The 12,504-nt window shown below is 42.9% G+C and carries 14 protein-coding genes; 9 read left to right on the plus strand and 5 right to left on the minus strand.

Translation table 11 applies throughout. The features are described 5' to 3' along the window. Positions 1 to 31: 31 nt before the first annotated feature. The 4 genes from B9T38_RS07225 to pabC all read right to left on the minus strand — a co-directional run bounded on the left by B9T38_RS07225 (position 32) and on the right by pabC (position 2,996). Positions 32 to 445: a PaaI family thioesterase gene (locus tag B9T38_RS07225; protein WP_086196147.1), complete on the minus strand. Its 414-nt coding sequence runs from the start codon at positions 443 to 445 to the stop codon at positions 32 to 34. A 75-nt stretch (positions 446 to 520) separates the two neighbouring features. Beyond that, positions 521 to 1,126: a dTMP kinase gene (tmk, locus tag B9T38_RS07230; RefSeq protein ID WP_086196148.1), complete on the minus strand. Its 606-nt coding sequence runs from the start codon at positions 1,124 to 1,126 to the stop codon at positions 521 to 523. Between the two features lie 9 nt (positions 1,127 to 1,135). Then, positions 1,136 to 2,182, minus strand: coding sequence for an endolytic transglycosylase MltG (gene mltG / locus B9T38_RS07235; RefSeq protein ID WP_086196149.1), 1,047 nt, complete (start codon positions 2,180 to 2,182; stop codon positions 1,136 to 1,138). 1 nt (position 2,183) lies between these two features. Then, positions 2,184 to 2,996 (minus strand): aminodeoxychorismate lyase, encoded by an 813-nt coding sequence (gene pabC, locus B9T38_RS07240; protein ID WP_086196150.1) that lies wholly within the window; start codon positions 2,994 to 2,996, stop codon positions 2,184 to 2,186. 160 nt (positions 2,997 to 3,156) lie between these two features. On the opposite strand from pabC, the gene B9T38_RS07245 reads away from it, so the two are divergent. The 8 genes from B9T38_RS07245 (at position 3,157) to B9T38_RS16560 (ending at position 10,550) form a co-directional block, all read left to right on the plus strand. Beyond that, positions 3,157 to 4,161, plus strand: coding sequence for a sulfate ABC transporter substrate-binding protein (locus B9T38_RS07245; protein WP_086196151.1), 1,005 nt, complete (start codon positions 3,157 to 3,159; stop codon positions 4,159 to 4,161). 178 nt (positions 4,162 to 4,339) lie between these two features. Further along, positions 4,340 to 5,353, plus strand: a complete 1,014-nt coding sequence (locus B9T38_RS07250) for a sulfate ABC transporter substrate-binding protein (protein ID WP_086196152.1) — start codon at positions 4,340 to 4,342, stop codon at positions 5,351 to 5,353. Positions 5,354 to 5,380: 27 nt separating this feature from the next. After that, positions 5,381 to 5,986 carry an alpha/beta hydrolase gene (locus tag B9T38_RS07255; protein ID WP_086196153.1) on the plus strand — a complete coding sequence of 202 codons (606 nt, stop codon included), beginning with the start codon at positions 5,381 to 5,383 and terminating at the stop codon, positions 5,984 to 5,986. Positions 5,987 to 6,071: 85 nt separating this feature from the next. After that, positions 6,072 to 6,905 carry a sulfate ABC transporter permease subunit CysT gene (gene cysT, locus B9T38_RS07260; RefSeq protein ID WP_086196154.1) on the plus strand — a complete coding sequence of 278 codons (834 nt, stop codon included), beginning with the start codon at positions 6,072 to 6,074 and terminating at the stop codon, positions 6,903 to 6,905. After that, on the plus strand, positions 6,902 to 7,795 hold the full coding sequence (cysW, locus tag B9T38_RS07265; RefSeq protein ID WP_086196155.1) for a sulfate ABC transporter permease subunit CysW: 894 nt from the start codon (positions 6,902 to 6,904) through the stop codon (positions 7,793 to 7,795). The genes cysT and cysW overlap by 4 nt, the downstream gene beginning before the upstream one ends. A gap of 11 nt (positions 7,796 to 7,806) precedes the next feature. Further along, on the plus strand, positions 7,807 to 8,868 hold the full coding sequence (locus B9T38_RS07270; RefSeq protein ID WP_086196156.1) for a sulfate/molybdate ABC transporter ATP-binding protein: 1,062 nt from the start codon (positions 7,807 to 7,809) through the stop codon (positions 8,866 to 8,868). A gap of 52 nt (positions 8,869 to 8,920) precedes the next feature. Then, positions 8,921 to 9,844, plus strand: coding sequence for a CysB family HTH-type transcriptional regulator (locus B9T38_RS07275; protein ID WP_086196157.1), 924 nt, complete (start codon positions 8,921 to 8,923; stop codon positions 9,842 to 9,844). A 505-nt stretch (positions 9,845 to 10,349) separates the two neighbouring features. Continuing rightward, positions 10,350 to 10,550: a hypothetical protein gene (locus tag B9T38_RS16560; protein ID WP_143222674.1), complete on the plus strand. Its 201-nt coding sequence runs from the start codon at positions 10,350 to 10,352 to the stop codon at positions 10,548 to 10,550. 69 nt (positions 10,551 to 10,619) lie between these two features. Here B9T38_RS16560 and carO read toward each other — a convergent pair whose 3' ends face one another. Then, entirely contained in the window at positions 10,620 to 11,372 is a 753-nt protein-coding gene (gene carO, locus B9T38_RS07280) for an ornithine uptake porin CarO (RefSeq protein WP_086196158.1), read from the minus strand. A 301-nt stretch (positions 11,373 to 11,673) separates the two neighbouring features. Between carO and dapD the strand changes: the two genes are divergently transcribed. Then, the gene (dapD, locus tag B9T38_RS07285; protein ID WP_086196159.1) at positions 11,674 to 12,495 is read left to right on the plus strand and encodes a 2,3,4,5-tetrahydropyridine-2,6-dicarboxylate N-succinyltransferase; all 822 of its coding nucleotides are present in this window, start codon (positions 11,674 to 11,676) and stop codon (positions 12,493 to 12,495) included. Positions 12,496 to 12,504 lie beyond the last annotated feature (9 nt).

Here is a 12,504-nt window from a genome sequence, read left to right on the forward strand (position 1 = left end):
CGGCTTTTTCAATTGGCATGATATCTGTTTATTACCGGGGTGGGATGGAATAAGTCCCCACTGCATGTGCAATCGGCTCATCTAAATTGATGGAATATAACCATACATCACCGACAATGAGAGCCTTGCCCACTTTCATTAATTGACAGACCGCACGAATATCCTGTGCTGCCGTCGGTTTTCTTAAAAAATTGATGGATAAACTGGTCGTGACAGCCAAGGCCACAATACCGATTTCACCCAGTATGGCAATATACAGTGCATAATCAGCAGCGGTCATCATGGTCGGCCCTGATACCGTTCCACCCGGTCTTAAATCAGCAGTATTCACATGATATAAGATGGTGGCTCCTTTTTCAGTGACTGTTTCTATTTCGCATTTTTCCAGGCTTTGCGGAAATTCACATTGCAAAAATTCAATAATTTCGACTTTATTACTTTTCATTGTTTATAAAAAAAATCTTCCATAATGTTAGCCACTATAGAAGATTTTTCATTTAAACCCAATTGCTGGGGATGACTACACCGATTGCAAACACGCGAGTGCCTGAGTGAATACCTGTTCTGGTGTTTGGGTGGCATCCAGACGTTTAATCCGTTCCCCCTGCTGTTCCCAAAGCTCCTGATAGCCTGAACGTACTTTCTCAAAGAATGTGGCTTTCTCCTGCTCAAAGCGATCTAATGCACCCCGTGCACGCGCACGTGACATCCCCAACTCAGTCGGCGCATCCAGCCAAAAAGTAACGTTCGGCATATGCGAGACAAAATTTGCATTTAATAAAGCCAGTTTTTCTTTGCTTAAGCCACGCCCTGCACACTGATAAGCAAAACTGGCATCGGTAAAACGATCACACAGTACGGTCTTACCAGCCTTCAATGCCGGAACAATCACCTGCTGTAAATGCTGTGCACGTGCTGCGTACATTAAAAGCAGTTCTGTGTCATTCGACATGCTTTCTTCATGGTTGACTGACAACAGCAGGGAACGGATTTGTTCTGCCATCGGCGTCCCCCCCGGCTCACGCGTCAGTACAACTTCATGACCTTGCTGTTGCAGATAATCATAAATTTTACCAATGAGTGTGGTTTTCCCGACACCTTCAGTGCCTTCAAAACTAATAAACATCCCCACTCCTTAATTTTTTGAACGAATGACAGTTAGATATTCTTGCACAGCACGATTATGCTCATCCAAAGTTGCGCTAAATTTATGCCCACCATTACCCGTGGCGACAAAATAGATATTGCTGGAATTGTCCGGGTGCATGGCAGCTTCAATAGCTTTTTGACTTGGCAAGGCAATCGGCGTTGGTGGTAAGCCATTGTTGGTATAGGTATTATATGGCGTAGGTGTACGCAAATCGGTACGGGTGATATTGCCATTATAACGGTCGCCCATGCCATAGATCACGGTTGGATCGGTTTGCAGACGCATCCCTTGTTGCAGACGACGGATAAACACCCCCGATACCTGATTTAACTCCTGATCCAGGCTGGTTTCTTTTTCCACAATGGAAGCCATAATCAGCGCTTCATATTTATCCTTATAAGGTAAACCGCTGGCACGATTGGCCCATGCCGTATCCAAAGCCTTCATTTGACGTTTATATAAATCGGTCAAAATCTTTTTATCCGTTTCACCTTTGGCAAAGAAATAGGTATCTGGCGCAAACAGGCCTTCGGGATGGTTAAATGGAATATTCAAGGCTTTTAACATTTGATCCTGAGGTAGATTCAACACTTCTTTAGTGACTAAATCATCTTTCTTTAGAAGTTCAATTAACTGTTTAAAGGTCGTACCTTCAATCACCAGAATGCGGTTCATCTGTGCATTTTCAGCATTCGAGACCAGTTCCAGCACTTCACGTACCGACATGCCTTGACGAATTTCATACACACCAGCTTTCATGCTGTCATGAATCATGATTTTTTGATAAAGCTTCAGGATAATAGGAAAACTGACCTTATCTTGCTGAGCTAGACGGTCAATAAAGCCTGAATAACTGTCACCATCTCCAATCGCCAGCATTTGCTTTTCACCTTGCACCGGATAGGACTTGAACAAGCTGGCACCCAAGATAACTGCAAATAATACCGTCAGACCTGCAATTAAAATAAGGATGCCTTTTAAAGGAAATCCTGATGCAGTTTTATTTTTCGATTTTTGCTTTTTGCTAGACATATTAATGAATCTGATTCAATTGAAGGATATTAAAGAGTTCAATACACGGCTGAATATTCAACGGTTGCCGGTTAAGTTCAGTCACAGCTTTCATGGGACTTAAGGCATTACAAAAAAACAGGCTTTCAAATTTTGCAATGTCTTCCATTTCAATAAACCGCTGTTCACAGTGAATACCATGCTGCTGCATCCGGGACAAAATTTCGGCCCGCATCACCCCATGCACGCCATTATAGCGAAGTTCTGGTGTAATCCAGGCATTGTTTAAACGAATGAAACAATTACTGCTTACGCCCTCCACAACAGTGCCTTGTACATCGGTCACTAAAGCCTCCGCCCATCCGCGCTGGTCGGCTTCATATTTTAACAAAACCTGCTCCAAACGGTTTAGGCTTTTCAAACCCACCAAATTGGGCATGCTCAGCCCTAATGCTTGCTGTAACACCCCGGATTTAATTTTCTCTATCTGAAAATCATCGACTGCTTGGGGATAAAAAAACACCCAGACATCTGCCGGATGCTCAGGCAGGCTATAGCCGCGTTGTCCCTCACCACGACTGATGATAATTTTTAATGTGCCATTCAGTTCAAGAAATTGCTGCTGTAACACAACCAAAGTTTTTTCAATGCAGCTTAAATCTGCCTGCAACATCAGCCGTTCACAACTTAACTGTAGCCGTGCCCGATGCAAGCTTTCAAGTTCCATTTTGCCATGCCGAACACGTGCCGTGGTGAAACAGCCATCTCCGTAATGGAAAGCACGGTCCTGCAATGACACTTCATTTATTTCCCGTGCATTCTTAAAACATGGCATAACAAACATCCTGCAAATGATGACCTAGTTTAAAAATAGTGGCGCTTAATTGATAGCTTTTTTATTCATATCAAATTCGTTTCTTATTATTTTTTCAACAAAAAAGATGACGCTATGCTTGGCTCCGTTACAAAACATTAATAATTCAAAGGATAGCAAAATGCGCTCACTAAAAATCGGGGTTTTAGCAGCTCTTATTTCAGCAACATCTTTTACTGCACTGGCAAAAGACTTTTTAAACATTTCCTATGATCCAACGCGTGAATTGTATGAAAGCTACAACAAAGAGTTTGCGGCATACTGGAAGAAAACCACAGGCCAAGATATTAATTTTAAACAGTCACACGGCGGTTCTGGCAAACAGGCACGTGCCGTGATTGATGGTCTGGGTGCCGATGTGGTGACTTTGGCACTTGCAGCAGATATCGATGCGATTGCAGCCAACTCAAATTTGCTTCCAAAAGACTGGCAGAAAAAATTCCCGAATAACTCTACCCCCTATACCTCTACCATCGTTTTTTTGGTACATAAAGGCAACCCGAAAGGCATTAAAGACTGGGGCGATCTAGTCAAAAATAATGTCGGCATTATTACCCCTAACCCTAAAACCTCTGGTGGTGCACGCTGGAATTATTTAGCCGCATGGGCTTGGGCGAAACATCAGCCAGGCGGTAACGATGCCAAAGCACAGGAATTCGTACGTCAAATTTATAAAAACACCAAGGTCCTCGACTCTGGTGCACGCGGTGCAACCACGACATTTGCTGAACGTGGCATTGGAGATGTATTGCTGGCCTGGGAAAATGAAGCTCATTTAGCGATTCGTGAACAGCCGGGCAAGTTCGAAATTATCACACCGTCGTTGTCTATTTTGGCTGAACCCCCTGTGGCGATTGTAGAGAAGAATGCACAGAAAGACGGCAACCTGAATTTAGCCAAAGCTTATCTCAACTATTTATATTCACCTGCAGGTCAAACCATTGCTGCCAATAACTTCTACCGTCCGCGCAATGCAGCAATACTGGCAAAACATAAATCCGTATTCAAACCCTTGAAACTGGTCACCATTAATAAAGAATTTGGCGGCTGGAGCAAAGTTCAAAAAGCACATTTTGAAAATGGCGGCGTATTTGACCAGATCGTAAAAGCCAATAGCACCAAATAATCTCAGTCAAGCAAACAAAGCATCAGTTTTATTCATAAGACTGGTGCTTATTTTATGAACCCAGCCTTATTTATCTTTTTTATTCATATAAAATTCATTTTTTATTATTTTTTATGCATAAAGAATATAGCTATTCTGTACCCCTGTAATGAAACACATTAAGAATATTGAGGTTCGCATGAGCAGTTCGGCAAAATTGAAACTTGGAGTTTTAGCAGCAGTTATATCGACCATTTCTTTAGGTGCTGCAGCGAAAGATTTTCTCAATGTCTCTTATGACCCAACACGTGAACTTTATGAAGACGTGAACAAAGATTTTAGCAAATACTGGGAAAGCCGTACCGGACAGAAAATTAACTTCAAACAGTCACACGGTGGTTCTGGCAAACAGGCACGTGCGGTCATTGATGGGCTGGATGCCGATGTGGTGACTTTGGCACTTTCTGCCGACATTGATGTAATTGCGGAAAAAACCAGACAGTTACCTGCAGACTGGCAAAAGAAGCTGCCACATAACTCAACGCCCTATACTTCTACCATCGTATTTTTAGTGCGTAAAGGCAACCCAAAACACATTAAGGACTGGGGTGATCTGGTTAAGCCGGGGGTAGGCATTATTACACCAAATCCTAAAACCTCTGGCGGCGCACGCTGGAACTATTTAGCGGCATGGGCCTGGGCAAAACACCAAGCGGGTAGCAATGACAAAACTGCACAGGAATTTGTGCGTAAAATTTATAAAAACACCAAGGTTCTCGATTCTGGCGCACGCGGTTCAACCACAACATTTGCAGAACGTGGCATTGGTGATGTGCTGTTGGCTTGGGAAAACGAAGCTCACTTAGCCCTTCGTGAACAGCCAGGAAAATTTGAAATTATCACGCCATCTTTGTCTATTTTGGCTGAGCCACCCGTGGCGATTGTAGATAAAAATGCAGAGAAAAAAGGCAATAAATACCTGGCTCAAGGCTACCTAAATTTCCTTTACTCGCCACGCGGTCAGCAACTTGCGGCTGAGAACTTTTATCGTCCACGCAACGCAAAAACACTGGCGCAATACAACAAGGTATTTAAGCCCTTAAAACTGGTCAGCATCGATCAGGAATTTGGCGGCTGGAGCAAAGTTCAAAAAGCGCACTTTGAAAATGGCGGCGTATTTGACCAGATTGTTAAAGCCAATAGTGCAAAATAATAGCGTTCAATAGACAGGAGCATCGACATGATTCATACCGTAATTGTTCCAGGCGTAGGTGGCAGTGAACATGCACACTGGCAGTCGTGGCTACAACGACAACTCATGTCATGCTCCCGTGTGCAACAACAGGACTGGAACACGCCTGTGTTACAAAACTGGATTGCCGAGTTTGTAAAGACCGTGGCGCCTATTCAGGGCAGCATCCAGATTGTCGCGCATAGTTTTGGTTGTTTAACTACTGTGGCAGCTTTAGCCCAGCATCCGGAACTCAATCAAAAAATTAAAAATTTGATTCTGGTTGCTCCAGCCAATCCTGCACGTTTTGGTGAAGCCGGTTTTTCACGTGATAGTCAGCAAGATTATCAATACTATTTTCATCAGCTAAAAATTGCCGTGCCAACAACTTTACTGATCAGTGAAAACGATCCCTGGTTAAATTTTGAAGATGCCCAGCAACTTGCAAAGGCGTGGGAACTTAATCCGGTTAATCTGGGTCAGGTTGGACATATTAATGTTGCTTCCGGTTTTGGGCCTTTTCCTGAAATTTATGATTATTTAATTTCAGAAAATGTGCTGCAACATATCAATTTTACTGATGATAGCAAGTGCTTTTTCAAATTTGCAATTTAAACCCTGCAAATTATGCTTGTGCCGAATTAAACTTTTATTTTCGCTGACTTTATTGGTCAGTAGTCGCTCTTTTTAAGGAATCATCATGTCGCAGCGATCCCGAGTGCTGCCAGGATTTGGTCTTTCTCTAGGCTTTACCCTAGCGTATCTGTCATTAATCGTGCTTATTCCACTATCTGCGGTGTTTATCAAATCGCTAGGTATAGGCTGGGATGGGTTATGGGAAATTTTAAGTTCAGAACGTATCTTAAAATCTTTGCAGTTAAGTTTTAGTGCTGCCCTATTTGCAGCCTTAGTCAATGTCGTGTTTGGCTTGTTACTGGCATGGTGCTTGGTCCGTTACAGTTTTCCCGGTAAACGCATTATTGATGCTTTGGTCGATTTACCCTTTGCCCTGCCAACAGCGGTGGCGGGTATTGCCCTAACCTCATTATATGCACCTACAGGCTGGATCGGTCAGTATCTGGAACCCATCGGAATTAAAGTAGCCTATACCCCGATCGGGATTACACTCGCACTGATCTTTATTGGTATTCCTTTTGTGGTACGTACCGTACAGCCAGTCCTGAGCGATCTGGAAACCGAGCTGGAAGAAGCCGCATCTGCTCTGGGTGCCAACCGTTTTCAGATTGTCAGCAAAATCATTCTGCCCATTCTGTTTCCAGCGCTACTGACCGGTTTTGCCCTGGCCTTTGCACGTGGTGTGGGTGAATATGGTTCCGTGATCTTTATTGCCGGTAACCAGCCATTTGAAACTGAAATCGCGCCCCTGATGATTATTTCCCGTCTGGAAGAATATGACTATGCTGGTGCAACCACCATTGCCGTGGTGATGCTGATCCTGTCATTCGCGATTTTATTCCTGATTAACTTGCTTCAAGCATGGGCAAGTAAACGTACCGGGAGAACAGCACGATGAGTTTAATCACCAATAGCAATGCCTTAGCCGAGAAATTACAGTCCCGCGATGCGACGCGTGAACCGGTCTGGGTTCGTTATTTACTGCTTACGATTGCGCTGATTTTCTTTTTAAGCTGCTTGATTCTGCCTTTAATTCTGGTCTTTGTTGAAGCATTTAAACAGGGGGTTGGGGTTTATTTTCAGGCACTGGTGCATCCAGACACCTTGTCTGCGGTGAAACTGACCTTATTGACCGCTGTAATTGCCGTGCCATTAAATGTGGTGTTTGGCGTAGCAGCCGCATGGTCGGTGGCGAAGTTTAATTTCCGTGGCAAATCCATTCTAACCACCATTATTGATCTACCTTTCTCTGTTTCTCCAGTTATCGCAGGCATGATGCTGGTGCTGATTTTCGGTACTCAAGGCTGGCTTGGCGGCTGGCTGATGGACAATGACATTAAAATTTTGTATGCCGTTCCTGCCATTGTACTGGCAACCGTATTTATTACTGTGCCTTTTGTGGCGCGCGAACTGATTCCCCTAATGGAAGCGCAAGGGACCGAGGAAGAAGAAGCTGCAATTGTACTGGGTGCTTCAGGCTGGCAAACATTTTGGAAAGTGACCTTACCCAACATTAAATGGGGTCTGATTTACGGCGTGATTCTGTGTAATGCCCGTGCCATGGGTGAATTCGGTGCGGTATCGGTGGTGTCGGGTCACATTCGTGGCGAAACCAATACCCTGCCGCTACATGTTGAAATCCTTTACAACGAATATACCTTTAGTGCGGCATTTGCGGTGTCATCGCTTCTGGCTTTACTGGCAATTGTGACCCTGATCTTGAAAACATGGGTAGAAGTGCGCCAGGAAAAACAAAACAAACGTAATGAAGATTCAACAGTTTCTTAAGGAATGACATCATGAGTATTCAAGTTAAAAATATTGAAAAACACTTTGGTGCATTCCATGCACTTAAAAATATCTCACTGGATTTTCCAGATGGTCAGCTGGTGGCATTACTCGGACCATCAGGCTGTGGTAAAACTACCCTGCTGCGTATTATCGCAGGACTGGAATCGGCAGATGGCGGTCAGGTGATTCTTGAAGGCGAAGATGCAACCAATGTGCATGTACGTCAACGTGAAGTTGGCTTTGTATTCCAGCATTATGCCTTGTTCCGTCATATGACCGTATTTGACAACATCGCCTTTGGTTTACGTGTGCGCCCGCGCTCTACCCGACCATCAGAAGCTGAAATTAAAAAACGTGTGACCCGTTTGCTTGATCTGGTTCAGCTGGGTTTTTTGGCCGACCGTTATCCTGCACAACTCTCGGGCGGTCAACGTCAGCGTATTGCTTTGGCACGTGCTTTGGCGGTTGAACCTCGTGTATTATTGCTGGATGAACCTTTTGGCGCACTCGATGCCAAGGTGCGTAAAGAGCTGCGTCGCTGGTTACGTACTTTGCATGATGAATTGCATATCACTTCTATTTTTGTTACCCATGACCAAGAGGAAGCTTTGGAAGTAGCCGATCAAATCGTGGTAATGAATAAAGGCAATGTTGAGCAAATCGGCTCACCACGTGAAGTTTATGAAACACCGGCAACGCCATTTGTATTCGACTTCCTGGGTCAGGCCAACCGTTTCGAAGGTCAAAACCAGCAAGGCATTATCCAGATTGGTGACGACCGTCTGCAACTACCGCAGGTGAAAGATGCTCCGCAAGGCAACGTGATTGCCTTTGCCCGTCCAAATGAATTACGCATTCATGCAACACCGCAAGAAAATGCCATTCAGGCCACTTTCCTGCGTGAAATCTGGATTGCCGGCAAGGTTATTGCTGAACTTCAGGATCGCCAGGGCAATTTAATTGAAATTTCGCTTAATTCTGATGAAGCAAAGCTACATCAATTCAAGCCAAATCAAACAGTATGGTTAAGTCCAACGGCATTACATTTGTTCGCGAATGACGTCGCTTAATAACAAATAGATGGGGCAAAACAGCCCCATCCTCTTTAGGGTAAACAGCATTATGAATTTCCAACAATTAAGAATTATTCGGGAAACTGTTAGACAAAACTTTAATTTAACCGAAGCTTCGGCAGCACTTTATACCTCGCAATCTGGCGTCAGTAAGCATATTAAAGATTTAGAAGATGAACTGGGCGTACAGCTGTTTATCCGTAAAGGTAAACGTTTGCTGGGCTTGACCGAACCTGGCCAGTCTTTACTCGGGATTGTAGAACGCATGCTGGTTGATGCCGACAATATTAAACGTCTGGCAGATGATTTTAACCGCGTCGATGAAGGGACACTGACCATTGCAACCACGCATACCCAAGCGCGTTATGTCTTGCCGCCGATTGTGAACCAGTTTAAAAAAGAATTTCCAAAAGTTCATTTGATTCTGCAACAGGCCAGCCCGGTTGAAATTACCGAAATGTTGCTACAAGGTGAAGCAGATATTGGTATTGCAACCGAGTCTCTCACCACTGAGGAGAACCTGGCCAGCGTACCTTATTATAATTGGCAGCACAGTATTATTACCCCGCAAAACCATGCACTTGCCAACAAGACAGATATTACGCTGGAAGACTTGGCGCAATATCCGATTATTACCTACCATGGCGGTTTCACAGGTCGTTCTAAAATTGACAAAGCCTTTGAAGAGGCAGGTATTGATGTTGATATTGTGATGTCAGCACTCGATGCCGATGTCATCAAAACCTATGTTGAATTGAATATGGGCGTCGGTATTGTCAACAATGTCGCTTATGATGCTGAACGTGACTATCGACTCAAACAAATTCCAACCGATATCTTTGGGGTAAATACCACCTGGATTGCGGTACGCAAAGGTCATTTGCTGCGCGGTTATGGTTATGAGTTTATTTCACTCTGCTCGCCAGAAGCCGACATTAAAGCCCTGAAAAAAGTAGCTTATCCAGAAGAATAAGCATTTCATGATTTTTTAAAATGAGGGATATAAAAAATATCCCTTTTTAAATTCATCCGTCGTTGCAAACCAGATTTATAAAAATAATTTAATTTTTCAATCATTTAAATATAAAAAACTTCACATAATACTTGCTCATTCTATATAAAATCACAAAAGAAAAAATTGAATGGGGAGATCTATAAAAGCTAAGGCATTTGGTCTCAGTATTGGCATTTTCATGACTAGAGACTTCTATGCTGCAGCACTAGAAAGCTCTAACAAATCCATTGCCTTTTTGTTACAGCCGCATCATTAAGCCGAGTTCTCAACGGCTATTGTAGATGCCAATATTTCAAGTAAAACACTTCAGCCAAACCAGAATACCCCCTCAACATTTACTTAAATTTCTACCCCAAATTTTGCCCATTTTTTTATACTTCAAATGTTGTATTTAAATTGCAAGCTCACACTCACTGATCTTTTGGGCTCATCTACGATCACACTTTTGCTACAGATGTCGGCTATGCCTTATAGTTTGGGTATTGGTAGTTTTTATCCTATGTACTCTAATGTATTTATTGTCGCGGGTATAAAATATTTCAGACTCAACAAAGCCAAAGTTAAGCAAAATCAGGAGGATTCAGGCAGTCTGTTTGGTATGTTATCTTCAGTAAACCATAACAAGGCTGTTGCTTATGGCCTTAAGCTCCGTTACCGCTTCTAGCAAAAATAGCTGCATTGTCTAAAAATAAAAAACGAGCCGAAGCTCGTTTTTTTAAAGGCTACTATTTTATTACCAATGATAACTTACACCGATTTTACCTACAGGAAGCCATTTGTGTTTGTCATCAGTCGCAATTTTAGTTTCATCAGCTGCAATATTGTCAACCAGTGAACCGCGTGTTGGGTTATCAGCCGCACCACCACTGACTAACTGTAAGTTAACATCTGGATTATCGGCATAGTAAGCACCGACTTCACCAAATACGCCCCAATTTTTATTAATCTTAGGCGCCCATCCTAAGCCTAAATAAGGAGCAATGTCATTTTTGTAATCCATGGTCCCTTTAATATGAGCGCCATCTGGACCTGCAACAAAGTCTGTATGGTTAATGGTAAAACCTTCTCCCGCACCTACACGACGATCAAGTTCATACTCATTGTCTAAATAGGCTACACCAGCGGCCATATATAGACCTTGCACCCATCTATTTTCACTTGCACCCCAAGGACGAATTTCAGCATTTAAATAGGTATTTTTATTTTCCATATCAATGTCATAGTCTGAACCATTGACCGAGATATCATCAGACCAAGAGATATCGCCGCCATTATAACCCAACGCCAAACCAACATATGGATTTGCAGTCCACAGTAATGCACCACCATAACCGGTTGTACCTACTTCAGCACGGACACCAGTTGGAATAAGCTGGTTACGTTCAAATGCATAGCCATCTTGAACGACTGCATCATCAGCTGCCATGACCGTTCCGGCAACAGAGGTCAATACCGATACTGCTAAAAGCGTAGCTAAAGTTTTCATTGTAGATCTCCTCAAAAAGGTTTCTATTTCGTCATTAGTGCTTTTCTATCTAATAGTTAGAACTATAAAATATTAATTGCTCAACTTTTATTCGAAATTTGCTTAGTTTTTGTTATTTTTTGATACATTTTCTATTTGTTTTTGATTATTAACTCATTTTTTGTTTATTTATCTGTGTAGCCGATTTTCGCTCCCATTTTGCCCATCTTTCATAATTAATTCCGATCCAAAGCCACTTTTTCATCTATTTATATCTCAATATAGTGTAAAATCTTAAAAATTTTTTTCTGGAAGGAAGATCATGTCTCAGCTTTCAACAATCATTGAACAAGCGTTTGAAGACCGTGCGAATTTCACAGCAGCCGATTGCCCTGCTGAAATCCGTCAAGCAGTTGAGGAAGTCATTGCTGGCCTGGATAATGGTACTTTACGTGTTGCTGAAAAAATCGACGGTGAATGGGTTGTTCATCAATGGATTAAGAAAGCGGTATTGTTATCATTTAAATTAAACGACAACAAACCAATGGAAGCTTGTGATCTTCGTTTCTATGACAAAGTCGATACTAAATTCTCTGACTGGACTGAAGAACAGTTTAAAGCTGCTGGTGTACGTGTAGTACCTCCTGCTGTTGCTCGTAAAGGTTCATTCCAGGCGAAAAACGTGGTATTGATGCCTTCTTATGTGAACATTGGTGCTTATGTGGATGAAGGTACCATGGTGGATACATGGGCAACTGTAGGTTCATGTGCACAAATTGGTAAAAACGTTCACTTGTCGGGTGGTGTAGGTATTGGTGGTGTACTTGAACCGCTTCAAGCCAACCCAACCATTATTGAAGACAACTGCTTTATTGGTGCACGTTCTGAAATCGTGGAAGGCGTGATTGTAGAAGAAGGTTCTGTAATTTCAATGGGCGTATTCATTGGTCAATCTACCAAAATTTATGACCGTGAAACTGGCGAGATCCATTACGGCCGTGTACCTGCAGGTTCGGTAGTTGTTTCTGGTAGCCTGCCATCTAAATGCGGTAAATACAGCCTGTACGCAGCTGTAATCGTGAAAAAAGTAGATGCGAAAACCCGTGCCAAAACTAGCCTGAACGATTTATTGCGCGAAGACTAAGATGTAATC

This window comes from Acinetobacter sp. ANC 4218, from assembly GCF_002135245.1.
Classification (GTDB): domain Bacteria; phylum Pseudomonadota; class Gammaproteobacteria; order Pseudomonadales; family Moraxellaceae; genus Acinetobacter.

Excerpts from the sequence above, each read along its gene's own strand:
- B9T38_RS07225 (WP_086196147.1), bottom strand. The coding sequence starts at position 445 with ATGAAAAGTAATAAAGTCGAAATTATTGAATTTTTGCAATGTGAATTT.
- tmk (WP_086196148.1), bottom strand. The coding sequence starts at position 1,126 with ATGTTTATTAGTTTTGAAGGCACTGAAGGTGTCGGGAAAACCACACTC.
- mltG (WP_086196149.1), bottom strand. The coding sequence starts at position 2,182 with ATGTCTAGCAAAAAGCAAAAATCGAAAAATAAAACTGCATCAGGATTT.
- pabC (WP_086196150.1), bottom strand. The coding sequence starts at position 2,996 with ATGCCATGTTTTAAGAATGCACGGGAAATAAATGAAGTGTCATTGCAG.
- B9T38_RS07245 (WP_086196151.1), top strand. The coding sequence starts at position 3,157 with ATGCGCTCACTAAAAATCGGGGTTTTAGCAGCTCTTATTTCAGCAACA.
- B9T38_RS07250 (WP_086196152.1), top strand. The coding sequence starts at position 4,340 with ATGAGCAGTTCGGCAAAATTGAAACTTGGAGTTTTAGCAGCAGTTATA.
- B9T38_RS07255 (WP_086196153.1), top strand. The coding sequence starts at position 5,381 with ATGATTCATACCGTAATTGTTCCAGGCGTAGGTGGCAGTGAACATGCA.
- cysT (WP_086196154.1), top strand. The coding sequence starts at position 6,072 with ATGTCGCAGCGATCCCGAGTGCTGCCAGGATTTGGTCTTTCTCTAGGC.
- cysW (WP_086196155.1), top strand. The coding sequence starts at position 6,902 with ATGAGTTTAATCACCAATAGCAATGCCTTAGCCGAGAAATTACAGTCC.
- B9T38_RS07270 (WP_086196156.1), top strand. The coding sequence starts at position 7,807 with ATGAGTATTCAAGTTAAAAATATTGAAAAACACTTTGGTGCATTCCAT.
- B9T38_RS07275 (WP_086196157.1), top strand. The coding sequence starts at position 8,921 with ATGAATTTCCAACAATTAAGAATTATTCGGGAAACTGTTAGACAAAAC.
- B9T38_RS16560 (WP_143222674.1), top strand. The coding sequence starts at position 10,350 with ATGCCTTATAGTTTGGGTATTGGTAGTTTTTATCCTATGTACTCTAAT.
- carO (WP_086196158.1), bottom strand. The coding sequence starts at position 11,372 with ATGAAAACTTTAGCTACGCTTTTAGCAGTATCGGTATTGACCTCTGTT.
- dapD (WP_086196159.1), top strand. The coding sequence starts at position 11,674 with ATGTCTCAGCTTTCAACAATCATTGAACAAGCGTTTGAAGACCGTGCG.